The organism is Coprococcus eutactus (assembly GCF_025149915.1).
In the GTDB taxonomy this organism is placed as follows: Bacteria; Bacillota; Clostridia; order Lachnospirales; family Lachnospiraceae; genus Coprococcus; species Coprococcus eutactus.
Genome location: NZ_CP102278.1, coordinates 482,795 through 505,958 on the forward strand (window position 1 = coordinate 482,795; position 23,164 = coordinate 505,958).

Consider the following 23,164-nt stretch of genomic DNA (forward strand, 5'->3'; position numbering starts at 1 on the left):
AATGGAAAGGGAGACAATGTGTATACAGGCTGGATATCAGCCGAAAAATGGAGAGTCAAGAATGATACCTATCGTACAGAGCACAACATTTAAGTACGATACAAGCGAGGATATGGGAAAACTGTTCGATCTCGAGGCAAGCGGATATTTCTATACAAGACTTGCCAATCCGACAAATGATTATGTGGCAGCAAAGATCTGCGCTCTCGAGGGCGGCTCGGCGGCTGTACTCACATCATCAGGTCAGGCAGCAACGTTCTTTTCAGTATTTAATATAGCGGGCGCAGGGGATCACGTGGTGGCATCTTCAACCATATATGGAGGAAGCTTTAACCTGTTTGCAGTCACGATGAAACGAATGGGAATAGATTTCACATTTGTGGATCCAGACTGCTCGGACGAGGAACTTGAGGCTGCGTTCAGACCGAACACCAAGGCAGTATTTGGTGAGACGATAGCCAATCCGGCACTCATTGTCTTTGATATAGAGAGATTTGCAAATGCAGCCCATGCACATGGGGTTCCGCTCATCATAGACAATACATTTGCAACACCTATCAACTGCAGACCTATAGAATGGGGAGCAGACATAGTCACACATTCCACAACAAAATACATGGATGGACATGATGCCACAGTGGGCGGAGCCATCGTGGATTCAGGAAAGTTTGACTGGATGGCACATGCGGACAAATTCCCGGGACTTACCACTCCTGATGAGTCCTATCACGGAATAGTGTATGCTGAGAAATTTGGCAAAGAGGGAGCTTACATCAATAAGATTGTTGCACAGCTGATGCGCGATCTCGGTCCGATACCGGCTCCTATGAATTCATACATGCTCAACCTTGGACTCGAGTCACTTCATGTCCGTATGCCTAGACACTGTGAAAATGCTCTGGCAGTTGCTCAGTTCCTGGAGCAGCATGAGAAGATCGCATGGGTAAACTATCCTGGACTTCCAGGCAACAAATATTATGAGAGAGCAAAGAAGTACATGCCTGATGGAACCTGCGGCGTAGTATCATTTGGTGTAAAGGGCGGCAGAAGCGCTGCTGAGAAGTTCATGAAGGGACTCAAGGTGGCAATGATAGCAACACACGTTGCAGATGCACACACATGCGTGCTTCACCCGGCGTCGGCTACACACAGGCAGATGAATGATGAGGAGCTTCTGGCAGCAGGAGTAAGCCCTGATCTTGTGAGACTTTCAGTCGGCATCGAGAATGTGAAGGATATCATAGCCGATCTCGAAAATGCTCTGGCAGAAGTGTGATTGCGGCGACGATGTATGATAGCAATGAAGAAGTGAGATTTACAGTGACTATGTATGATAGAAGTGGCAAACGTGGGATAGCAAGGACAAATGTATGAGAATTATAGAGATTAGGGATCTGGCTGCCCAGGAACTTGATATATATGCCAGAATGTCTGAGAACCAGCTGGCTCACATATACGAGCCGGACATAGGTCTCTTCATAGCTGAAAGTCCGAACGTCATCCAGCGTGCACTGAATGCTGGATATGAGCCTGTATCTATATTAATAGAAAAGAAACAGCTAGATAGATGGATGCAAAAAGAATCGGCAATGAAATCAGCGATGGAGTCTATGAGCGACCAGATAGATCTGCCTGCTGGGAATAATGGAGATCCGGCGGATGTGGTTTTAGAACATATTATGGCGATTGGTGGAGATATTCCGGTGTATACAGCTGAGTATGAAGTTCTGAAAAAATTAACCGGATTCGCCTTGATCAGAGGTTTGCTGTGCGCTATGAGAAGAAAAGTGCTTCCATCGCCGGAAGGGGTGTGCAGTGATGCTCATCGTATAGCAGTCCTTGAGAACGTCATGAATCCGATAAATGTAGGGGCAATATTCAGGTCGGCGGCTGCTCTTGGCATGGATGCAGTGCTGCTCACCGGCGGCTGCAGTGATCCGCTGTACAGAAGATCGGCAAGGGTCAGCATGGGGACAGTGTTCCAGATTCCGTGGACTTATATAGGCGATATGACAGCAGGAATGGATATACTTCATGCCATGGGATTTAAGACAGCATCTATGGCTCTACGAAATGATACTATAGATATCAATGATCCGCGGCTCAAGGAAGTTGAAAAGCTTGCGGTCATTCTTGGCACAGAGGGGGAAGGCCTCAAGACTTCAACCATTTATGCCAGTGACTTCACAATAAAGATACCTATGTTCCACGGAGTAGATTCCCTGAACGTGGCTACGGCAAGCGCGGTAGCATTCTGGGAGCTCGGCAAAAGGTAAAGACTATATAATATGAAGAAATGCCCGGGGATGCGAGATGTGTCCCCGGGCATTTGATCGGATGGGCACATAAATCTGTCGAAAAAATGCATCTCAAAAATGGCATAACATTAGACACATTACACAGAAGTTATGCTATAATAAGATACAGTTGTCAGACGGGGTGAGGAATTCGACGATCCTTCACATAGCTCTTAAGTCTGATATATATTTTTACAAGGAGGACAGGATAGATGTTTTATGCAATTTCAGGAATAAACGGCGATTATGAGGCGTACAAGAGGGCTCTTGCGAAACTGAAATTTCAGAACCTTGACGATATAAAGGAAGAAGATATTATGAATGAGGATGCAGTTATCAACACACTTGAGGGTGAGGATGTACTGTATGTTGTCGGCAACATTATCGGAGCTGGCGGCGGTTCTATAAAGATACTTCAGGATATGATGAGCAGGGACAATATCATCGCGGTAGTAGGAGGGAACGAGTACAAGATAACACAGTCACTGAAGGCTCTTGATGACCATATCCGGAATACCGGAAGCGTACCACCACAGGCTATCATGGACAGGATCACTTCGATGCTTGGCGACGAGCTCAAGGGTGTCATAGATGAGTTCGTAGAGCTGGACGATGACGAAAGAGAAGATATCGTGGATTATCTCGACGAGATATCAGAGGAAGCCTTCCTTGAGGTCATGATGGCGAGAAAGAAATTCGTGCTCGTGAATGCCGGAATAAAGGGATTCAAGGCGGACAAGGTGCTTGACGATTATGGCATAGAGGATTTCGTGACAGAGCCTGCTGATCTGGACAAGACATACTATAAGGATAGGACCCTTGTGGTTGGCTGCGTTCCTACACCGGAAGGCAAGATCGTCAAGCAGAACAACAACGTCGCTATCGACTGTGGCTGTGGCAAGGGCGGTCAGCTTGGAATATATTGCTTGAACAATGGCAAAGAGATGTATGTATAACAAATAATATAGAAATACCGGATAGTGAAGATCTTAACTGAAAAGAAGACCTAAACTATCCGGTTTTTGCATTTTATATAAAATGCATACAAAATTCTTGCTCGGATGAATAATTTTGTTCATAAATTAACAACAAATTTAATTGAAAAATTATGTCGAATTTGTTACATTAGTGTGAGAGCAGAGGAGAAGATATGAGTGTAATAGATTTTCATTCACATATATTACCGGGAATAGATGATGGAAGCAGAAATGTAGAGACATCTATAGGTATGCTCAGGATGTGCAGAGAGCAAGGTGTTGACATTATGATCGCAACACCGCACTTTTATGCGGATTCCAACAGGGTAGAGAGATTTGTTGAAAACAGAAAAAACGCATATGACAGGGTCATGGCGGAGAATGCGGATATACCGCACATTATGATGGGGGCAGAGGTTGCTTTCTTCGATGGCATCAGCCGGGCAGAGAGAGTTGACGCACTTACAATAGAAGGAACAAACATCATGTTGCTTGAGATGCCATTTGTGACATGGAGTGATTCAGTAGTGCATGAAGTAAGAGACTTAATAGAGAAAAGACATTTCCATATCATACTGGCTCATATAGAGCGATTCTTAAAGATACCAGGCAACAAATCCTATGTGGAGCAGGTGCTGGAGCTTCCGGTGACTGTTCAGGTGAATGCGGAGACGCTGTTGGATTTCCGGCAGAAGGGGCGGATGTTCAAAATGTTCAGAAACGGCACGGCACACATAATAGGCAGTGATTGTCACGGTATGCATCACAGGGTGCCGAACTTATGGCTGGGCCGCGAGGCGCTTTCGAAGAAACTCGGAGAGGACTTTGTAAAGCAGATTGACACATACGGCGTACAGCTACTCAAAGACCATCAGATACACCCGTAATCAGCAGAAGATAAAATACATAATGCCATAAAAATCTGCCAGTCAGACATGGCAGCAACCGGCAAAAACAATAAAATAATATAGGATATAATTTACATGGAGGACATATCATGTCTAAGAAAACAGCGATAATAATCAGCGTGGTGCTGTTCATAATTCTGTGTGCGCTCATAGTGTGCGAGAAGAAGTGGCCAACAGTGGGAACTGATCTTCTGTCACTCAGCATGCTGAGATAACAGAAAAGTCCCGGACAAGATGATGGCAAACAGGCAGCTCTTCTGAGGGGAACAAACCAGAATGAGGTGATACATATGTCATACAGAAATATGACACTTTCAGAAAAAAAGAGAATATACAGAAAGATAGGCGCAGTGGTCGCAGCAGCTGCGATACTGTGCGTGATGTTAGTCATAGCCCTGAGACCTGCAGACGGCGGACAGGCGGATGGCAGGACGACAACCCAGCCCGTAGAGGGGATGATAGAGGTGGACGGGGTAAAATATGTTCCGAAGAAGAACATAGAGACATATCTGTTCATGGGAATCGACAACATGGGAAAAGTCCAGAAGGTGACAGACTATGAGGGCGCAGGGCGATGCGATGTCGTCATGCTCATGGTCAGAGATCTGACGGATGGCACATACAGGACCATTTCACTGGACAGAAACCTGATGGTCGAGCAGGAATCACTGAAGCCGGATGGTACAAGTCTTGGAACGTCAGTTGCACAGCTCTCGCTTGCCCATGAGAATGGCGACGGCATGGAGATAAGCTGTCAGAATGTGGTGAAGACAGTTTCAAACTTCCTGGGTGGTCAGAAGATAGACGGATACGCCGCAGTGAACATGGGAGCCATAGGAACTATCAACAATCTGGCGGGAGGCGTCACGGTCACGATAGAGGACGACTTCTCAAAGGTTGACAAGACCATGAAGCTGGGAGAGACCATAAAGCTCACAGACGAGCAGGCAGTACATTTCGTACATGACAGATACTATGTGGGCGATGAGACGAATGTACAGCGAATGAAGAGACAGGAGCAGTACAAAGAAGGCCTGAAGAAGAACCTGGGTGAGAAGTGTAGCGAGGATAACAAATACCCTCTTACGATATATGATGCGCTGGGTGACTACATGGTCACAGACATAAACTCACAGAAGTTTTCCAAGCTCGCGTTGCTTGTTCTTAAGGACAAGGATGCGGGAACGGTCAGTATAGATGGGACAGAGTCAGTGGATGATCTGGGGTTCGTCGAGGTACAGCCTGATGAGGAAAGTCTGCAGAAGGCGATACTGACATTGTTCTACAAAGAATACAAATAGATAATACACGGAGGAGATTATGAATTCCAACAGAGTTGAAACAACAGAGAGAGATACGGGGACACAGCCGTCAGCACTTAGTGCATATAAGGCTGCTGAGGGTGAGGAGAACGAGATAGACCTTCTGGATATGGGAATGGCGCTGCTCGAGAAGCTTCCTTATATTATATTGTGTTTCCTTGTAGGTGCGGTGTTATTCAACGCATACGCGTATTTCTTCATAAAGCCGACATATCAGTCCACAGCCAAGCTGTACGTGGTGTCAGCATCCGATGATTCTATAGTCAATCTTCAGGATCTGAACATAGGATCATCACTTACCGCTGACTATGAGGAACTGATACTGAGCTATCCGGTCCTCGATCAGGTCATAGACAAGATGAACCTCAACATGGACTCAGAGCAGCTTGCCAAGATGATATCACTGGTGAATCCGACTGATACACGAGTGCTGCAGATCGTAGTCACAAGCACAGACAAACAGCAGGCATGCGATATAGCAAACACACTGGCGAATGTTGCCATAGATTACCTTCCTGACACCATGAGCACGAATGCACCAAACATAGCGCAGGTCGCAAGGGTTGCAGATAAGAAGGTAGGACCAAGCTACATGAAGTATACAGCCATCGGAGCGCTGCTCGGAGCTCTTATCTACTGTATATTCATCATCATAGGCTACCTGATGGATGACACGATCCACACATCAGAGGATATGGAGAAGTACTTCGGTATAGTTCCACTCACAGTCATCCCGGAGAGCGAACAGTTCAGAACAGATGATGTTCAGGATATAACACAGAAACACAGTAAGAGGAAAGAGAGGAGCAAAGCATGAAGAAATTGAATGTAGAGTTCCAGGAATTGCCATATGCAGTAGAGGAAGCCATGAACAGGCTCAGAATAAACATAAAGTTCTGCGGCAAGAACACCAAAAAGATACTTATAACAAGCAGCATGCCAAACGAGGGAAAGAGCAGCATAGCTATCAACCTTTGGAAGATGCTTGCTGAGGCGGGGTTCCCTACAGTGCTGGTTGACGTGGATCTGAGAAAGTCAGTTATAAAAGAGAGACATCACATTAACAATACAGAAAAGCTTCAGGATCTTGGATATTATCTCTCCGGTCAGGCAGAGATAGAGGATGTCGTGTATGAGACACAGGTTGAAAATGCATACATTGTGCCTTGTATGAATCTCCTGGAGAACCCATCAGCACTTCTCGAGGATGCGAGGTTTGCAGAGATCCTTGACAAGCTTGCCGAGACATACAGATATGTCATCATAGATTCGCCACCACTTGGAAGCGTGGCGGACGCCGCACAGATAGCATCACTGTGTGACGGAGCAGTACTGGTAGTCAGAGCTGGCGAGACATCCAGGAATCTCATCAAGCAGTCATTCCAGCAGCTCTCCCAGGTCGGATGTACCCTCCTTGGAGTCATCCTCAACAGAGTTGAGACCGCCGGAAGAGCATACAAGAAATACTACGGTAAATACGGAAAGTATTACAAGCAGTACGGCTATGGTGAGTATGGCAGATATGGCCAGGAAGCCGCATCGTCCAAGGACAAATAAAAGTGGATATTACCGACTGTACAGTGGCATGCAGAAGGTTTTATCATATATAGTAATTCATTTACGACAAAATTTTGGGAAGGAGGAATTTATCGTGAAGAATTTAAAGAAGATATTGGCAGTAATAGTATGCGTAGCTATGATGATCCCAACAGTTGCATTTGCAGCTAACACATCACCGGCTAAGATTAATGTTGACACAGCAGCTGTATCAGCTGGAAAGCTTACCTACACAGGTAAGACCCAGTCACCAAAGCTTACTGTTACAATCAACGGAAAGACACTTGTTGAAGGAACAGACTTTGTAGTAACAGGCAAGAACAAGGTTACAAATGCAGGTACATATGAGATCACTATCAGCGGTAAGGGTAACTATACCGGTGAGCAGACATTCAAGTATACAGTAGCTGCAAAGAATGTAACAGCTAAGGCTGCTACAGCAAACAAGTACTATACAGGAAGCAAGGTTAAGACTACTCCTGTAGTTAAGGCTGACGGCAAGACTCTCAAGGCTGGCGTGGATTACACAGTTACTGGTGATGTAGCCATCAAGCCAGGTTTACACAAGGCTGTGATCAAGGGTAAGGGCAACTACTCATTCACAAGCTCAGTTTACTACAGAGTTAAGTACAGCGTACCTTCATATGCGAAGACTACAGTTGCAAAGACTACTTACTCAGGTAAGGCTCAGGCAGCTAAGATCACTGTAAAGAATGGCGGCAAGACACTTAAGGCTGGCACAGACTATGTAATATCTGGTACAACAAAGGCCAAGAATGCTGGTAAGTATAGAATCAAGATCACAGGTAAGGGTAACTATGCCGGATCAAAGATTATCACTTACACGATCAGTAAGTGCAATCAGAAGTGGATTGGCATCAAGACAAACAACACTTCAAAGAAGATTGCCGTATCTGGTGTAAAGGGTAAGGCAAAGGTTGCATATGCTACAAACAACAGCAAAGTAAAGGTATCAGGCGGTAAGATCTCCATTGCTAAGGGCGTAAAGTCCGGTACAAGGGTTAAGATCACTGTCAAGGTTGGAGCTACAAAGAACTTCAACGCATACAAGAAGACTATTACTTACGTTGTTAAGTAATTGATTTTCTTGGTATCAGCGCAGCAATGCGCGCCATTATGGCGGCACAATCAGGCACCTAGCCACAGGTGCCGGTGTCTGCTGTGGTGGCACCTGCAGTTCACAGATGAGATGGTTCACATATCATGATGCATCATGAAGCTGAGCTATGACATGTATGAATTGGTTTATTTTTTACATAGGATGAGGAGAGAAAAATTTATGTATCAGAAAGGTGCAAAGGGCTGGCTGAAGCACTTCGACTTCATGCTGCTGGACCTTATAGTACTTCAATTGTCATTTCTTGTGGCATTCCAGATCAGACACGGCATGGTAAATCCGTATGCGGACAGAGATTATCTTGCACTGGCTATCATCACAGAGCTTGCGGATATAGTAGCCATGATATTTCTAAATACATATGAGGGTGTACTCAGAAGAGGACATTTCAAGGAATTCGTATCCAGCTTCAAGAATGGTTTCGTGATAGTCGCACTGCTCCTTCTGTATGTGTTTGTCCTCAAGGATACATCTATATATTCCAGGACGACCATCATGCTTATGTGGGTCATATATGTATATGCCACATTTGCAGTGAGGAGTCTGTGGAAGAAACATCTCGAGAAATACGCAGAGCAGGGCAAGGGCAAGAAACTCCTGGTCATGACCACCAGACATATAGCAGATGATGTGGTGGCAGGACTCAAGGAGAAGAACTATTCCGGGTTTGATATAGTAGGAGTCATGGTGATAGATGCCAATCTCATCGGTCAGGAGATCCAGGGAGTGCCGGTGGTGGCGGATTACAACAGCGCAGTTGATTATGTGAGAACCGCATGGGTGGACGAGATATACGTGGATGTGCGCGGAGCATACGGATATGCGAACACCCTGATAGATGCATTTATCGAGGGCGGCATCACGGTTCACATGTGCATATCATCCATCGTGAAGACCCACGGCGACAAGCAGCTCATCCAGAAGATAAATGGGGAGACCGTGGTCACAACCATGATGAACTACGCAACACCGAAGCAGATGCTGCTAAAGAGAACGGCAGATATAATAGGTGGTCTGGTGGGTAGTATATTCACGCTCATCCTCACAATATTTATAGGACCTGTCATATACATCAAGTCCCCGGGACCGATCTTCTTCAAGCAGGAGAGAGTGGGACTGAACGGCAAGATATTCAAGATGTACAAGTTCCGAAGCATGTACATGGACGCTGAGGAGCGCAAGAAAGAACTCATGGCGCAGAACACCATGAGCGATTCGAAGATGTTCAAGATGGACTTTGACCCGAGAGTCATAGGCAATAAGATCCTGCCGGACGGCACCAAGAAGAAGGGAATCGGTCAGTATATCAGAGACTTCTCCATAGACGAGTTCCCACAGTTCTTCAATGTGCTGAAAGGGGATCTCTCACTGGTTGGAACAAGACCACCACTTATCTCTGAGGTGGAGCAGTATGAGATGCACCACAAGAGTCGTCTTGCTACGAAACCGGGAATCACTGGAATGTGGCAGGTGAGCGGCCGAAGCGACATCACGGACTTCGAGGAGGTCGTGAGACTGGATACGGAGTATATAGAGAACTGGAGCTTTGGACTTGATGTGAAGATTGTGCTGAAGACTATCAAGGTTGTGCTTGGTAGGGAAGGGTCGAAGTAAGAGGAGGAAGATAGATGAAAGGAATCATACTCGCCGGAGGCTCCGGCACAAGGTTGTACCCACTTACGATGGTGACGAGCAAACAGCTCCTACCAATATATGACAAGCCGATGATATATTATCCATTGTCGGTGCTTATGAACGCGGGAATCAGGGCGATCCTTATCATCTCAACTCCTGCTGATACACCGAGATTTGAAGAGCTTCTTGGTGATGGTCATCAGTTCGGAATAGAGTTGTCCTATGCAGTACAGCCGTCACCGGACGGACTTGCACAGGCGTTCATCATCGGTGCGGATTTCATAGGCGATGACAGTGTGGCGATGGTGCTGGGAGATAACATATTCGCGGGTCACGGACTTAAGAAGAGACTCAATGCAGCTGTGGCAAATGCTGAAGGTGGCAAGGGTGCTACAGTGTTCGGATATTATGTGGACGACCCGGAGAGGTTTGGCATAGTTGAGTTTGATGAGAACGGCAAGGCGGTATCCATAGAGGAGAAGCCGGAGAAGCCGAAGAGCAACTACTGTGTGACCGGACTGTACTTCTATGACAACAGAGTTGTGGAGTATGCGAAGGGGCTTAAGCCATCTGCAAGAGGCGAACTGGAGATCACTGATTTGAACAGGATATATCTGGAGAACGGTGATCTGAACGTGGAGCTCCTCGGACAGGGATTCACATGGCTTGATACAGGAACACATGAGAGTCTGGTGGACGCGACCAACTTCGTAAAGACAGTGGAACAGCATCAGCACAGGAAGATAGCGTGTCTTGAGGAGATAGCATACCTGAATGGCTGGATCAGCAGGGAAGAAGTACTTGAGGTATATGAAGTGCTGAAGAAGAATCAGTATGGACAGTATCTTAAAGATGTCCTTGATGGCAAGTATCAGGAGCACCTTTATTAAAGATGCGCATTTGGTATTATAGGATATGAATATGAACACAAGCTCTGACATATCAATGTGCGAACACTTGCGTTCAACTCGGTCTGCAGTGGCACTAGCGCTCACTTCGTATCGCTGAGTACCAGCAACCTCGTATGTCGCACATCAGATAATGTCAGACTTGTATTCATATGATAAGTGTGTGTATCAAATGCTTAGGATAATAGATGAGAATAGGAGAATAAGAACATGACAATTATAGTGACAGGTGGAGCAGGATTTATAGGAAGCAACTTCGTATTCCACATGCTTAAGAAGTACCCGGATTACAGAATCATATGTCTCGACAAGCTGACATATGCAGGCAATCTGTCAACCCTTGAGCCGGTTATGGATAACCCAAACTTCAGATTTGTGAAGCTTGATATATGTGACAGAGAGGGTGTATATAAGCTGTTCGAAGAGGAACATCCAGATGTGGTTGTGAACTTCGCTGCCGAGTCCCACGTAGACAGATCCATAGAGAATCCTATGATATTCCTTCAGACAAATATCATAGGAACAGCCACACTGATGGATGCATGTAGAAAATATGGTATCCAGAGATATCACCAGGTAAGTACTGATGAAGTATATGGTGACCTTCCACTTGACAGACCAGATCTCTTCTTCACAGAGGAGACTCCTATACACACAAGCTCACCATACAGCAGCTCCAAGGCTGGGGCAGATTTGCTGGTTCTTGCTTATCATAGAACGTATGGACTTCCTGTTACTATCAGTAGATGTTCGAATAACTATGGTCCGTATCACTTCCCAGAGAAGCTGATACCACTTATGATAGCAAATGCGCTGGCAGACAAGCCGCTTCCAGTATATGGAGAGGGATTAAATGTGCGTGACTGGCTCTATGTGGAGGATCACTGTAAGGCGATTGACCTTATCATCCACAAGGGAAGAGTCGGAGAGGTCTACAACGTAGGTGGACACAATGAGAAGAAGAATATAGATATAGTGAAGATCATCTGTAAGGAGCTTGGCAAGCCTGAGAGCCTTATCACACATGTCGGAGACAGAAAGGGACATGACATGAGATATGCCATAGACCCTACAAAGATCCACAACGAGCTTGGATGGCTTCCAGAGACGAAGTTCGAGGACGGAATCAAGAAGACAATACAGTGGTATCTGGACAACCGTGAGTGGTGGGATACCATCATCAGTGGAGAGTATCAGAACTACTACGAGAAAATGTACAGCAATCGCTAAGAAGCCAGAGGAGGAAAGAACATGAGGTTTTTTGTAACAGGCGTTGGCGGTCAGCTGGGACATGATGTGATGAACGAACTGCTGAAGCGCGGTCATGAAGGTGTTGGTTCTGATATTCAGGAGAACTACAGCGGTGTGGCAGATGGTTCTGCGGTAACAAAAGCACCGTATATGGCTCTGGATATTACTGATAAGGATGCTGTTGAGAAAGTAATTGCAGAAGTGAACCCGGATGCTGTCATCCACTGCGCAGCATGGACTGCTGTGGATATGGCAGAGGATGACGATAAAGTAGAAAAGGTTCGTGCCATCAATGCTGGTGGCACCCAGAACATTGCGGATGTTTGCAAGGAACTGGACTGCAAGATGACCTACATCAGCACGGATTATGTGTTTGACGGTCAGGGCACTGAGCCTTGGCAGCCGGACTGCAAGGATTACAAGCCCTTGAATGTGTACGGACGGACGAAACTGGAAGGTGAGCTGGCGGTCAGCCAGACGCTGGAGAAGTATTTCATCGTCCGCATTGCTTGGGTATTCGGTCTGAACGGTAAGAACTTTATCAAGACCATGCTGAATGTCGGCAAGACGCACGATACTATCCGTGTGGTTAATGACCAGATTGGCACACCGACCTATACATATGATTTGGCTCGACTGCTTGTTGATATGAATGAAACCGAGAAGTATGGCTACTACCATGCGACCAACGAGGGCGGTTATATCAGTTGGTACGATTTCACGAAAGAGATCTATCGTCAGGCTGGGTATAAGACAGAAGTCCTGCCGGTGACCACGGCAGAGTATGGTCTGAGCAAGGCTGCTCGTCCGTTCAACAGCCGTCTGGATAAGAGCAAGCTGGTGGAAGCTGGATTCACCCCACTTCCGACTTGGCAGGATGCACTGAGCCGATACCTGAAAGAAATCGAGCAGTAAGAGGAGATAGAGAAAATGGGACAGATTAAAGTTGAGAAAAATGTAGGCGGTATCGAAGGACTTTGTGTTATTGAACCTGCTGTTCACGGCGATGCCCGTGGTTATTTCATGGAAACTTACAACGAAAAAGATATGAAGGAAGCTGGTATCGACATCCATTTCGTGCAGGATAACCAGTCCATGTCCACAAAGGGCGTGCTGCGTGGCTTGCATTTCCAGAAGCAGTATCCGCAGTGTAAGCTGGTGCGCGCCGTGCGCGGCACCGTGTTTGATGTTGCTGTTGATCTGAGAAGTGATTCTGCGACCTATGGCAAATGGTATGGTGTTGCCCTGTCGGCCGAGAACAAGAAGCAGTTCCTCATCCCGGAGGGTTTTGCGCATGGCTTCCTTGTCTTGAGTGATGAAGCAGAGTTCTGCTACAAGGTCAATGACTTCTGGCATCCGAATGACGAGGGCGGTATGGCTTGGAATGACCCGGAGATCGGCATCGTGTGGCCGAAACTGAAGGGTGAGTACAAGGGCAGCGCAAGCGTAGAAGGTTACACACTGGAAGATGGTACTGCACTGAATCTGAGTGATAAGGATCAGAAGTGGCTGGGACTGAAGGATACTTTTAAATTTTAAGGACTATTGGGAGTACGGAGGATTCTACTCATGGCGGAGAAAAAGAAAATACTGTACATAGTCGAAGCTATGGGCGGAGGCGTTTTTACTTATATCGTTGACCTTGCCAATGAGCTTGTCAATTCTTATGACATGTACATTGCCTATGCAGTGCGGAAACAGACGCCACAAAACTATAAAGATTATTTCGATAAAAGGATTCATTTAATTGAAGTCAAAAATTTTGGACGGGCAATCGATCCGGCAAAAGATATCGCAGCATTTTTTGAAGTCAAAAAGATAGCGGCAGAGATTAAGCCAGATGTGATTCATTTGCATAGTAGTAAAGCCGGCGCAATTGGTCGGGTAGCATTCAATGGAAAAATTCCAATGTTCTATACTCCGCACGGTTATAGCTTCTTGATGGAAGACTACAAAACGATGAAACGAAGAATGTTTAAACTGATTGAGTCGGTGTGTGCAAAGAGAAATTGCACGACCATCAGTTGCAGCGTGGGTGAGCATCAAGAATCTCTGAAACTTACCAAAAGCGCCACTTATGTAAATAACGGCATCAACATGGCAGAACTTCAGGAGATTATTGATAAAACAGAAAAAGTAGAACATCCATTTACGGTTTACACACTGGGTAGAATTTGTTATCAGAAAAATCCTACATTGTTTAATGAGATAGCCGAATCACTTCCAGATGTGAAATTTGTCTGGATTGGTGATGGTGAGCTTCGAGGCGAGCTTACAAGCAAGAATATCGAAATCACAGGATGGGCTGACCGGAGCACTGCAATTAGATATGCAGTTAATGCAGATGTTTTTCTTTTACCAAGTAGATGGGAAGGACTTCCGATTTCTCTACTTGAATCAATGTATATGAAGAAAGCATGTGTGGTAAGTAATGTAATCGGTAATCGGGATGTTATTCATAATGGTGAGAATGGCTTTGTATGTACGAAAGTGGAAGATTTCGTAAAAGCTATTGAAGAATGCCAGGACGAAGATGGAAAACTGACAGAGCGGGCATATCAGGATATCTTGATGATGTATAACACAAAGGTGATGGCTGAACAATATAGTAAAAAATATGAAACAGCAATGAATAGATAAAAGACTTGGAGAGTAGAGGAATGAAAAAAACAGCAATTGTGTCATGTTATTTCCAACATAACTATGGAAGTATGCTTCAGGCATACGCTACACAAATGGCGCTAGATAAACTGGGATACGAAAATGAAACCATTGATATTTCTGGCTTTAATGGAGAAATTAAAAAGGCAAAGTTGCTGTATTTTGCTAAGGCAAGTTTAACTTCAGATATTTTGCTGTCTAAACTTGGTATGGCAAGGAATGTATTGATTAAGAAATTTTCTAAAAATCAGTATGCACAACTGTCTAAGGTTCGCGCAGATAAATTTGATGAATTTTGCCGTAAACAGTTTAGGCTCTCTCCAAAATATAATTCGAAAGCGGAACTTGGAAATAAATGCAAGGATAACTATTCGAGTGTACTTGTAGGAAGCGATCAGTTATGGCTTCCTGGAAATATTGCAGCGGATTATTACACACTCAATTTTGTACCAGAGACTGTTAATTCGATTGCCTATGCAACGAGTTTTGGTCAGTCAAGTTTGCCGAAAGATTCTACCAAAAAGGCAGAGGCATTTTTAAAGAAAATAAAGCACATTGGTGTAAGAGAAGAATCGGGTCAAAAACTGGTGAAAGAAATTGCTGGTCGTAATGTTCCAGTAGTTTGTGATCCGACATTACTGTTTACAGGCGATGAATGGATGGCAATTCAAAAAGAAAAGCCTATAGTCGAAGGTAAATATATTCTCTGCTATTTTTTGGGAAACAATCCTCCTCATAGAGAATTTGCTAAACGATTAAAGAAAGCTACAGGCTGCAAGATTATAGCGCTGACACATTTGGATGAATTTGTAAAGAGTGATGAAGGTTATGCGGATGAAACGCCGTATGACATTGATCCCGCAGATTTTCTGAATTTGATTCGGAATGCAGAATATGTTTGCACGGATTCGTTCCACTGCTCTGTATTTTCAATTCTTTATAAGCGGAAGTTTTTTACATTCCGTCGTTATAACAGAAATACTAAACAGTCAACAAACAGTCGGTTAGATACGCTATTCCACATGGCAGGTGTCACTGGCAGATTACTGACGGGAGAAGAAAATATAGCTAATTGTTTGAAGATAGAGACAGACTTTGAAAGTGTTCATAAAAAGTTAGAAGGAATCCGGCAGAAGTCATATGAGTATCTTTTGTCTGCATTAAAAGATGAAGGGAGTACAGATTTGTGATCGAAGTTAATAAAAAACAGGACTGTTGCGGCTGTACTGCCTGCGCAGCAATTTGCCCTAAAGATGCAATTATTATGAAGGAAGATAATGAAGGATTTCTTTATCCGACTGTTGATAAAGAAACCTGCATTAATTGTGGCGCCTGTGAGAAGGTATGTCCAATAAAATATCCAATCAGACAACAAAAGAGAAAAGATGATATTTATTACATTCAGTGTAAAAATGAGAACATTAGGAGTCAATCTACATCTGGTGGAATGTTTACGGCACTTGCCGAATTTGTAATAAAAAAAGGAGGTGCTGTTTTTGGCTGTGCATTTCAAGATGCGAGTTGTGATCGGGTTGTCCATAAGATGGCAGAAGATATGGAAGATATTCATGAATTCCGAGGCAGCAAGTATGTACAAAGCGATGTGAATAATACATATAGACAAGCAAGGAAATGTTTGAAAGAGAATCGTCTCGTATGTTACAGTGGAACACCATGTCAAATAGCAGGATTAAAGAAATATTTGGGAAGAGATTATGAAAATCTAATAACTGTGGACGTTGTATGCCGAGCAGTTCCGTCACCTTTTGTTTGGAAAAAGTATGTGGAAGTGTTCAATAAAAAATACGGAAATAAAATAGACCATTTTAAATTCCGAGATAAAATATGGGGATATTCGTATTCTACAATGTCAGTCTATATGAAAGAGGGATCAGGCGTTAAAGATTATCATCGAGGAATTGAGTCGGATTTATGGCTGAGAATGTTTTTTTCGGGCTTAATAACTAGAGAAAGCTGTGATCAGTGTCCTTATAGAGAAGATCATGTCAGTGATTTTACGATATGGGATTGCTTCGCAATAAAAGAATATGTTCCTGAATTCGATGATGATAAAGGAACAACTCGAATGCGTATAAATACAAATAAAGGAATGGAAATCTTTCAGCAAATAAAAGAAGCATACCGATGGAAGAGTATGCCAGAGGGTATTGCTAAAATTGAGAGAGCTTATGAGGAAAAGAAAAATTTGCAAGTTAAAGAATCCTTTTATAAAGATTTGCATGAGCAAGAACCAGAACACGTTTTTAATCGATATATGCCCTACACTGTAAAAATTGCAATCTTGCAGTATGGTAGAATGTTTACACTAAAGTTAGGAATATACAAGAGTCTTAAAAAAGTGTGGAACAAGGTGAAAAATTCAAGTAGGTGAAGAAAATGGAAAAAGTGAAAGTCCTGCTTTTTGTAGATAGAATGCGAACAGGTGGAATTCAGATATTACTTGTCAACTTATTGAAGGTGTTTGACAAAAAAAAATATAGCTTTGATGTTTTGATGCTGGACGATGGAACAGATTACCCTATGGAGAAAGATATTATTGAAGCGGGAGCTTCGATTTACAAACTGAAGGGTATATGGATAAATACCCCGATTGATTATATAAAATATAAGAAGGCAGTTTCGGCATTTTTTAATGAACATCATGATTACGATGTTGTGCATATGCACTCATCAAGTAAAAACTTTTTAATACTAAAATATGCAAAGGAATATGGTGTTTCAATTAGGATTGCGCACAGTCATAATACAGATTTTCAGACGCATAATAGACTAAAGATAATCATTGGAGACGCATTAAAGAAGCAGTTGATTAAATATTCAACAGATTGTCTAGCGTGTTCTAAAATAGCAGGAGAATGGCTATTTGGGGAAAAAATGGTAGAAGATGGCAGAGTCCTTGTAATTAAGAATGGAATTGACATTGAAAAGTATCAGTATAATCAGAAAGTTCGAGACGATAAGCGTGAGGAATTAGGCATAAGTGATAAACTGGTGATAGGCAATATAGGAAGATTTGTAAGACAAAAGAATCATGATTTTCTGATTGATATATTTTCAGAAATAAAAAAAATTGAGCCAAATTCGATTCTAATTCTAGCCGGAATTGGTGAATTGATGAATTCGATAAAAGAAAAAGTTAAAGGGCTTGGCTTAGAAAGTGATGTTTTGTTTTTGGGATTTCGTTCGGATGTTAATGAACTGACTCAGGCCATGGATTTATTCTTGATGCCGTCTTTTTATGAAGGTTTTCCTGTAACAGCTGTGGAAGCTCAAGCTGCCGGTCTTCCTTGTGTTTTATCCAGCTCGATTACCGATGAGGCTTCAATATTGGATGAAACAGTTTATGTGGATTTAAATCAGTCAGCAGCTTATTGGGCTGAACAGGCGTTAAAATGCATTGGAAAGTCAGATAGAAAGAATAGCTATGAGACTTTGAAAAGCAAGGGATTTGACATCACAGATATGGCGAAAAGCCTTGAAAATATTTATGCCAGAGAGGATTAATAAGATGAAAATTATAGCTTTTTATTTACCGCAGTTTCACAATATCCCTGAGAATGATGAATGGTGGGGAGATGGATTTACTGAATGGGTTAATGTAAAAAAAGCAAAGCCAATATTTGACGGTCATAATCAGCCAAGAGTTCCTTTAAACCACAATTACTATAATTTGCTGGATGATGATGTTAAAATCTGGCAGGCTGACCTTGCAAAAAAGTATGGAGTCTATGGTTTTTGCTACTATCATTATTGGTTTGATGGGAAGCTTTTACTTGAAAAGCCAATGGAGCAGATGTTAGAAAATAAAAAGGTGGATATTCCATTTTGCATTTGCTGGGCAAATGAACCTTGGACTCGTGCGTGGGTAGGAGAGACAAAAACTTTAATTCCACAGAAATATGGTTCTAAGAAAGAGTGGAAAGAACATTTTGATTATCTCTTACCATTTTTCAAAGACCCTAGATATATTTTGGATGAGGGGAAGCCGCTGGTGGTCATCTATAGACCGGAAATAATAGATGTCCTTAATGATATGTTGGATTACTGGAATGAGTTAGCTAAGAACGCGGGTTTTGAAGGTTTGAAATTTGCATATCAGTCTGCGGGAATGGATGAATTACCGAAAAATAAAAGAAATGACAGTAGATTTGATTATGATATTGAATTTCAGCCGGCATATGCCTTTACGAAATTGAACAAGAATACACTTCCAGTTCTACGTAAAATCAAAAAAGTCGTGTCAGATTTTGTTGAAAAGAGAACAGGACTTACACTCCGTTTTATCGGAAGTGGTAAGGTGGCGGCCTTAAATCGAGTAGATTATGACAAAGCGTGGGAAACTATATTAAATACAACACCGGAGAGCATCATTAATGTTCCAGGTGCATTTGTAGATTGGGATAATACACCAAGACATGGAGAGCGCGGACGTGTTTATATTGGTAAAACACCAGAAAAATTCGAGAAATATTTGTCTGAACAAATAAGACGTGCAAAAAATGTTTATCATAAAGATATGATTTTTATGTATGCTTGGAATGAATGGGCTGAAGGTGGATATCTTGAACCGGATCAAACAAGTGGATACGCATATCTTGAAGCAATAAAAAAAGCATTGGATGAGAATGGAGAGAATCCATGGCAACACTAAAAAGCACAAAGTATGTACTGAGTGTTACATTTGGAGATTATAAAAATACAATTGGAGGAGTAGCAAAAGTTGTTGCTACTCATCAGGAAATGTTTAATAAAGCAGGCGTTTCTTACATATGTATTTTTCCGTTTAACATCAGTAACCGAAAGCATAAAAAAAATAACAGATACTGGGGAGTTATAGTAGACGGCGAATTAGAACAAGTCTGCTCAACAGAACAAGTTATAAACTTTTTATTCGACTTAGGAAACAGAGGAATAATGTGTGAATGTATTCATGTTCACCATTTACTGTACGTTAATATTGAGGAATTGTCAGCAATAATTAGAAGCCTAAGTGCATATGTGTTTTTTTACATACACGATTATTACACTATATGTATGTCAACGAAACTCATATGTGACGATGGGTGTTTATGCGAAAGAGATTTCCTTGATAATGAAAAATGCCATTCTTGCCGCTACTATTCAGAAAGCATTGTTTTTAGAAGTAGATTTGTGAGTTTTGTTGCGGAATTTAAAAACAGAATTTCATTTATTGCACCATCAGATGCGTGCAAAAAGTGGTTTTTAAAACAGTATAAAGAATATGAAGATAAGATTATAGTTGTTTATCATCAAACGCTAGAGGGGGAGTACAAAATTCCAGAAAGAACTAACAATAGAATAAAAGTTGGTTATGTTGGAGTTCCTATTGCAGCAAAAGGATGGGAACAGTTTAAGAAGTTGTATTATGACTATCAGGAAAATCAGAAGCTGGAGTTTGTGTATTTTAGCTCATTAATAGACACTTCCGTTGATATTCGCCATGTTCAGGTTAATTTTCAGGAGTCCTTGTCTGCAATGCAGGACGCTTTGAGAAGAGAGCATGTTGATTATGTGATTCTATGGTCTGTGTGGCCGGAAACATATTCGTACACATATTATGAAAGCTACTGCGCGGGATGTTGTGTTATTACAAACCCTAGTAGCGGGAATATGGCAGATCAAGTTTGTAAAATGAAAACAGGATTGGTGCTGAGAGAGGAAGAACTTTTTAGTTTTTTTAAAGATATTAATTCAGTTGCGGAATTTAGAGACAAATACATTTTTAACAAGAAAAGTGTTTGCAATCGTCTAATAGAAAATGAAAAAATTATTAGCCTTAGCAATGGAGATTTGTCTGCACCCATTAAGAAATTTAATGTTAGCGTGCAAGATTCAATTGCTGGTCCTTTCTTGAAATTAGGATATAAGCTTAAGCTTAGTATAAAAAAGTAGGAGGAGTAATATGAGATCATTGAAAGTCAAAAAGATTGATATTATTGCCTTTGTACTTCTGTTTTTGATATTTACTTATTCATTTACAAAAGCCGGAATACATGATTACATTTACCCGAATAGTATAGCATGCTATATATCATTTGGAATTATTATTTTATTTTCTATATTGCTGGGTTCGATTTCATCAATTAGAAAATGCACACTACTTGAAGGCATGATGCTACTTTGCATGATAGTCATTCTTTGCAATAGAAACAATAACTTTATTCATGGAGAATTTGAAGATGGTTTCTCATTTATTGCAATTGCAATTTTTTTCCTTCTTGTAAGAAAGCAGGATTCATGGCATAAATTAATTATGCCTATAATTTGGTTTTGGGTTGCCATTCATACAATCGTTACACTGTTAGAGTATGCAGTACCAGGATTCTATATGTCACAGATATTTCCATTGATGCCTAGTTATGCAGAAATGCACCTCAGATCTGTTTTTAAATTAGGATATATGCCAGGTCTAGCTGTTCATTATAGTACAAATGGAATGTATCTAGCAGTTGGATTAATTATTTCTGGTATATCATTATTGTTTTCAAAAGCACATAAAAGAATTGGAGCTATTGTATTTATTGTTACTGCGGTTGCCCTGCTACTTACAGGAAAAAGAGGATTAATTATATTTCCTGCAGCTGCATTAGTTATGGTGTATTATCTATATAATAGTGATAAGCCACTTAGTAGGTTTGGTAAAATTATTGTATTGGCAATAGCAGTGATAGTTTTATTCACTATTGGTAGTACATTTATTCCTTCTCTTTCGAATTTTATAAATCGCTTTGTTGAGACAAGTGAGGCTGGCGATGTATCATTAGGAAGATTGGAACAGTCGGCGCTAGCATTAAATGTCTTTTCACATAATTGGTTGTTTGGAACAGGATGGGATTCGTTTAAATATTTATATAAAGCACAATTTGGAACTTTATTGAATGTCCATAATATATACATTCAGCTTCTATCAGAAAATGGCATAATCGGAGCTTTTCCATTTTTTGTTTTTTTTATTGCTGCATTTTTCCGCGCTATAAAAAGTTTGATTTATTTAAGAAAGTATTATACGGGGGAATATTATGCAGGTGAGTTTTATATTGGTTTAAGTCTCGCTATGCAATGCTTCTTTTTATTGTATGGAATGACTGGTAATCCTCTTTACGATCAACAAGTATTTTATCCTTATATCGTATCAATAGCAGCAGGCGAATTCTACGTTGATCAAGTATATCACATGATAAGGACTGCGGAGGTGAGTGAATGAATGTAGCAGTATTGACTTTTATTTATGCCGATAATTATGGAGCTTTATTGCAGGCTTATGCTTTGAAGAAGATTGTTGAAAATGCTGGAAATAGTATTGTTTTTTTGGACTATATCCCTGAAAGTGAAAAGAAATTTTATGAAAAAAATTACCATAATATAAGGGGGATTAAAGAGATTGTAAAAAAAACGATTTCGAATATAGAACGTAGAGACTCTGCGGTAATGTTTGATGCGTTCAGAAATAAAAACTTTTTAACAGTTCCTTATAGGGAGGGATTAGTCAACAATGATTTGCTTATAGTTGGAAGTGATCAGGTCTGGAACGAAAAAATTGTTAAGGATTTAAAACCATATTTGTTTTCAGAAGCATTGAAAGATAAGAAAAAAATATCCTACGCCGCGAGTATTGGAAAAGTAGACGTAACGGATACGGCAAGACAAGCGTTTAAAGAGTATTTAAAATGGTTTAGTGCCATAAGTCTTAGAGAAAACAGTAGTAAATTACTATTAGAGTCACTTGGATTTACTTGTAGAATTGTAGTAGATCCTGTTTTCTTGCTCACTAAGAATCAATGGATAACCTTTTGTAAAAGACCTTCGAGTAAGATTCCGCAAAAATATGTATTTGCGTATCTTTTGCGAAATGATGAGATGCTTATTTCTAAGGCGAACAAGTATGCTCACGATAATAAATTGAAACTGATATATGTGCACCCTATGGGAATGCAAATAAAAAATCTATGTGGAACAAGAATTAAATCGGTCGGTCCAGAAGAATTTGTTTGGTTAATAAATAATGCAAATGCTGTTTTTACGAATTCTTTTCACGCCATTTCTTTCTGTTGTATATTCAATAAAGAGTTCTGTCATGTACAGCGTAGTGATTTAGGTAATAGAGTTTCTGAATTGCTTTCTGATTTGAATGTACATACCTTGGATAATGGATTAGAAAAGGCAATTTATGGAGAGACGTTCTTACAAATCAAAGACGATTCATTTGATTTTTTGAAACAGTACATCGGGAGGAAAAATCATGAAGAAGAACGTGATTAAATCTATTTTTTGGGGGGTGTGCCTTTTTGTCTGTTTAAACTATGGTTTCTTTTTTTATAATGAATTTTGTATGAAGACATTATCATATGTCGTAGGATGCATAATAATAGTTAAAGGAATAGGGAATACGAAGATTGGAAAGGATACGGCCTTATTTATTAGGGGGGGGTATGGTCTTTCAGACTTAATAAACCCGCTTCTAAGCTAAG

The 23,164-nt window shown here is 41.6% G+C and carries 23 protein-coding genes; all 23 read left to right on the forward strand.

Going from position 1 to position 23,164, the window contains the following annotated elements:
• Nucleotide 1: 1 nt before the first annotated feature.
• The 23 genes from NQ536_RS02030 to NQ536_RS02140 all read left to right on the forward strand — a co-directional run bounded on the left by NQ536_RS02030 (nucleotide 2) and on the right by NQ536_RS02140 (nucleotide 23,163).
• Nucleotides 2–1,276, forward strand: coding sequence for an O-acetylhomoserine aminocarboxypropyltransferase/cysteine synthase family protein (locus tag NQ536_RS02030; RefSeq protein ID WP_004851664.1), 1,275 nt, complete (start codon nucleotides 2–4; stop codon nucleotides 1,274–1,276).
• Nucleotides 1,277–1,370: 94 nt separating this feature from the next.
• Entirely contained in the window at nucleotides 1,371–2,276 is a 906-nt protein-coding gene (locus NQ536_RS02035) for a TrmH family RNA methyltransferase (RefSeq protein ID WP_004851662.1), read from the forward strand.
• A gap of 233 nt (nucleotides 2,277–2,509) precedes the next feature.
• Nucleotides 2,510–3,253, forward strand: coding sequence for a hypothetical protein (locus NQ536_RS02040; RefSeq protein ID WP_004851661.1), 744 nt, complete (start codon nucleotides 2,510–2,512; stop codon nucleotides 3,251–3,253).
• 194 nt (nucleotides 3,254–3,447) lie between these two features.
• Nucleotides 3,448–4,161 (forward strand): CpsB/CapC family capsule biosynthesis tyrosine phosphatase, encoded by a 714-nt coding sequence (locus NQ536_RS02045; protein ID WP_004851659.1) that lies wholly within the window; start codon nucleotides 3,448–3,450, stop codon nucleotides 4,159–4,161.
• A 110-nt stretch (nucleotides 4,162–4,271) separates the two neighbouring features.
• Nucleotides 4,272–4,397, forward strand: a complete 126-nt coding sequence (locus tag NQ536_RS02050) for a hypothetical protein (RefSeq protein WP_004851657.1) — start codon at nucleotides 4,272–4,274, stop codon at nucleotides 4,395–4,397.
• A 75-nt stretch (nucleotides 4,398–4,472) separates the two neighbouring features.
• Nucleotides 4,473–5,483, forward strand: a complete 1,011-nt coding sequence (locus tag NQ536_RS02055; protein ID WP_022059142.1) for an LCP family protein — start codon at nucleotides 4,473–4,475, stop codon at nucleotides 5,481–5,483.
• Nucleotides 5,484–5,502: 19 nt separating this feature from the next.
• A complete protein-coding gene (locus NQ536_RS02060) occupies nucleotides 5,503–6,321 on the forward strand; it encodes a YveK family protein (RefSeq protein ID WP_004851654.1) in 819 nt (272 codons plus the stop codon).
• Nucleotides 6,318–7,061 carry a CpsD/CapB family tyrosine-protein kinase gene (locus NQ536_RS02065; RefSeq protein WP_004851652.1) on the forward strand — a complete coding sequence of 248 codons (744 nt, stop codon included), beginning with the start codon at nucleotides 6,318–6,320 and terminating at the stop codon, nucleotides 7,059–7,061. Before NQ536_RS02060 ends, NQ536_RS02065 begins: the two co-directional genes overlap by 4 nt.
• A 94-nt stretch (nucleotides 7,062–7,155) precedes the next feature.
• Nucleotides 7,156–8,160: a hypothetical protein gene (locus NQ536_RS02070; protein ID WP_044998089.1), complete on the forward strand. Its 1,005-nt coding sequence runs from the start codon at nucleotides 7,156–7,158 to the stop codon at nucleotides 8,158–8,160.
• A gap of 201 nt (nucleotides 8,161–8,361) precedes the next feature.
• Nucleotides 8,362–9,813, forward strand: coding sequence for a sugar transferase (locus NQ536_RS02075; protein ID WP_044998088.1), 1,452 nt, complete (start codon nucleotides 8,362–8,364; stop codon nucleotides 9,811–9,813).
• 14 nt (nucleotides 9,814–9,827) lie between these two features.
• Complete coding sequence (gene rfbA, locus NQ536_RS02080) at nucleotides 9,828–10,724, forward strand: glucose-1-phosphate thymidylyltransferase RfbA (protein WP_004851648.1); 897 nt, start codon at nucleotides 9,828–9,830, stop codon at nucleotides 10,722–10,724.
• A gap of 228 nt (nucleotides 10,725–10,952) precedes the next feature.
• Nucleotides 10,953–11,972 carry a dTDP-glucose 4,6-dehydratase gene (rfbB, locus tag NQ536_RS02085; RefSeq protein WP_004851646.1) on the forward strand — a complete coding sequence of 340 codons (1,020 nt, stop codon included), beginning with the start codon at nucleotides 10,953–10,955 and terminating at the stop codon, nucleotides 11,970–11,972.
• 21 nt (nucleotides 11,973–11,993) lie between these two features.
• Nucleotides 11,994–12,908, forward strand: a complete 915-nt coding sequence (gene rfbD, locus NQ536_RS02090; RefSeq protein WP_004851644.1) for a dTDP-4-dehydrorhamnose reductase — start codon at nucleotides 11,994–11,996, stop codon at nucleotides 12,906–12,908.
• A 15-nt stretch (nucleotides 12,909–12,923) separates the two neighbouring features.
• Nucleotides 12,924–13,532: a dTDP-4-dehydrorhamnose 3,5-epimerase gene (rfbC, locus tag NQ536_RS02095; protein WP_004851642.1), complete on the forward strand. Its 609-nt coding sequence runs from the start codon at nucleotides 12,924–12,926 to the stop codon at nucleotides 13,530–13,532.
• Nucleotides 13,533–13,562: 30 nt separating this feature from the next.
• On the forward strand, nucleotides 13,563–14,633 hold the full coding sequence (locus tag NQ536_RS02100; RefSeq protein WP_004851640.1) for a glycosyltransferase: 1,071 nt from the start codon (nucleotides 13,563–13,565) through the stop codon (nucleotides 14,631–14,633).
• Between the two features lie 20 nt (nucleotides 14,634–14,653).
• The gene (locus NQ536_RS02105; protein ID WP_004851638.1) at nucleotides 14,654–15,844 is read left to right on the forward strand and encodes a polysaccharide pyruvyl transferase family protein; all 1,191 of its coding nucleotides are present in this window, start codon (nucleotides 14,654–14,656) and stop codon (nucleotides 15,842–15,844) included.
• Nucleotides 15,841–17,046: a Coenzyme F420 hydrogenase/dehydrogenase, beta subunit C-terminal domain gene (locus NQ536_RS02110; protein ID WP_004851636.1), complete on the forward strand. Its 1,206-nt coding sequence runs from the start codon at nucleotides 15,841–15,843 to the stop codon at nucleotides 17,044–17,046. The genes NQ536_RS02105 and NQ536_RS02110 overlap by 4 nt, the downstream gene beginning before the upstream one ends.
• A gap of 5 nt (nucleotides 17,047–17,051) precedes the next feature.
• Nucleotides 17,052–18,179 (forward strand): glycosyltransferase family 1 protein, encoded by a 1,128-nt coding sequence (locus tag NQ536_RS02115; protein WP_022059148.1) that lies wholly within the window; start codon nucleotides 17,052–17,054, stop codon nucleotides 18,177–18,179.
• The gene (locus tag NQ536_RS02120; RefSeq protein ID WP_004851633.1) at nucleotides 18,163–19,326 is read left to right on the forward strand and encodes a glycosyltransferase WbsX family protein; all 1,164 of its coding nucleotides are present in this window, start codon (nucleotides 18,163–18,165) and stop codon (nucleotides 19,324–19,326) included. The genes NQ536_RS02115 and NQ536_RS02120 overlap by 17 nt, the downstream gene beginning before the upstream one ends.
• Complete coding sequence (locus tag NQ536_RS02125; RefSeq protein ID WP_004851631.1) at nucleotides 19,314–20,588, forward strand: glycosyltransferase family protein; 1,275 nt, start codon at nucleotides 19,314–19,316, stop codon at nucleotides 20,586–20,588. Before NQ536_RS02120 ends, NQ536_RS02125 begins: the two co-directional genes overlap by 13 nt.
• 10 nt (nucleotides 20,589–20,598) lie before the next feature.
• Entirely contained in the window at nucleotides 20,599–21,900 is a 1,302-nt protein-coding gene (locus NQ536_RS02130) for an O-antigen ligase family protein (protein ID WP_004851630.1), read from the forward strand.
• Nucleotides 21,897–22,955, forward strand: a complete 1,059-nt coding sequence (locus tag NQ536_RS02135) for a polysaccharide pyruvyl transferase family protein (RefSeq protein ID WP_004851629.1) — start codon at nucleotides 21,897–21,899, stop codon at nucleotides 22,953–22,955. The genes NQ536_RS02130 and NQ536_RS02135 overlap by 4 nt, the downstream gene beginning before the upstream one ends.
• Nucleotides 22,936–23,163, forward strand: a complete 228-nt coding sequence (locus NQ536_RS02140) for a hypothetical protein (RefSeq protein WP_004851626.1) — start codon at nucleotides 22,936–22,938, stop codon at nucleotides 23,161–23,163. Before NQ536_RS02135 ends, NQ536_RS02140 begins: the two co-directional genes overlap by 20 nt.
• Nucleotide 23,164: the final 1 nt, after the last annotated feature.

Coding starts and splice junctions, on each gene's coding strand:
- NQ536_RS02060 (WP_004851654.1), top strand. CDS start 5,503: ATGAATTCCAACAGAGTTGAAACAACAGAGAGAGATACGGGGACACAG.
- NQ536_RS02075 (WP_044998088.1), top strand. CDS start 8,362: ATGTATCAGAAAGGTGCAAAGGGCTGGCTGAAGCACTTCGACTTCATG.
- NQ536_RS02125 (WP_004851631.1), top strand. CDS start 19,314: ATGGCAACACTAAAAAGCACAAAGTATGTACTGAGTGTTACATTTGGA.
- NQ536_RS02035 (WP_004851662.1), top strand. CDS start 1,371: ATGAGAATTATAGAGATTAGGGATCTGGCTGCCCAGGAACTTGATATA.
- NQ536_RS02065 (WP_004851652.1), top strand. CDS start 6,318: ATGAAGAAATTGAATGTAGAGTTCCAGGAATTGCCATATGCAGTAGAG.
- NQ536_RS02040 (WP_004851661.1), top strand. CDS start 2,510: ATGTTTTATGCAATTTCAGGAATAAACGGCGATTATGAGGCGTACAAG.
- NQ536_RS02135 (WP_004851629.1), top strand. CDS start 21,897: ATGAATGTAGCAGTATTGACTTTTATTTATGCCGATAATTATGGAGCT.
- NQ536_RS02115 (WP_022059148.1), top strand. CDS start 17,052: ATGGAAAAAGTGAAAGTCCTGCTTTTTGTAGATAGAATGCGAACAGGT.
- NQ536_RS02045 (WP_004851659.1), top strand. CDS start 3,448: ATGAGTGTAATAGATTTTCATTCACATATATTACCGGGAATAGATGAT.
- NQ536_RS02120 (WP_004851633.1), top strand. CDS start 18,163: ATGCCAGAGAGGATTAATAAGATGAAAATTATAGCTTTTTATTTACCG.
- NQ536_RS02030 (WP_004851664.1), top strand. CDS start 2: ATGGAAAGGGAGACAATGTGTATACAGGCTGGATATCAGCCGAAAAAT.
- NQ536_RS02100 (WP_004851640.1), top strand. CDS start 13,563: ATGGCGGAGAAAAAGAAAATACTGTACATAGTCGAAGCTATGGGCGGA.
- NQ536_RS02140 (WP_004851626.1), top strand. CDS start 22,936: ATGAAGAAGAACGTGATTAAATCTATTTTTTGGGGGGTGTGCCTTTTT.
- rfbB (WP_004851646.1), top strand. CDS start 10,953: ATGACAATTATAGTGACAGGTGGAGCAGGATTTATAGGAAGCAACTTC.
- rfbC (WP_004851642.1), top strand. CDS start 12,924: ATGGGACAGATTAAAGTTGAGAAAAATGTAGGCGGTATCGAAGGACTT.
- NQ536_RS02055 (WP_022059142.1), top strand. CDS start 4,473: ATGTCATACAGAAATATGACACTTTCAGAAAAAAAGAGAATATACAGA.
- rfbA (WP_004851648.1), top strand. CDS start 9,828: ATGAAAGGAATCATACTCGCCGGAGGCTCCGGCACAAGGTTGTACCCA.
- NQ536_RS02105 (WP_004851638.1), top strand. CDS start 14,654: ATGAAAAAAACAGCAATTGTGTCATGTTATTTCCAACATAACTATGGA.
- NQ536_RS02050 (WP_004851657.1), top strand. CDS start 4,272: ATGTCTAAGAAAACAGCGATAATAATCAGCGTGGTGCTGTTCATAATT.
- rfbD (WP_004851644.1), top strand. CDS start 11,994: ATGAGGTTTTTTGTAACAGGCGTTGGCGGTCAGCTGGGACATGATGTG.
- NQ536_RS02130 (WP_004851630.1), top strand. CDS start 20,599: ATGAGATCATTGAAAGTCAAAAAGATTGATATTATTGCCTTTGTACTT.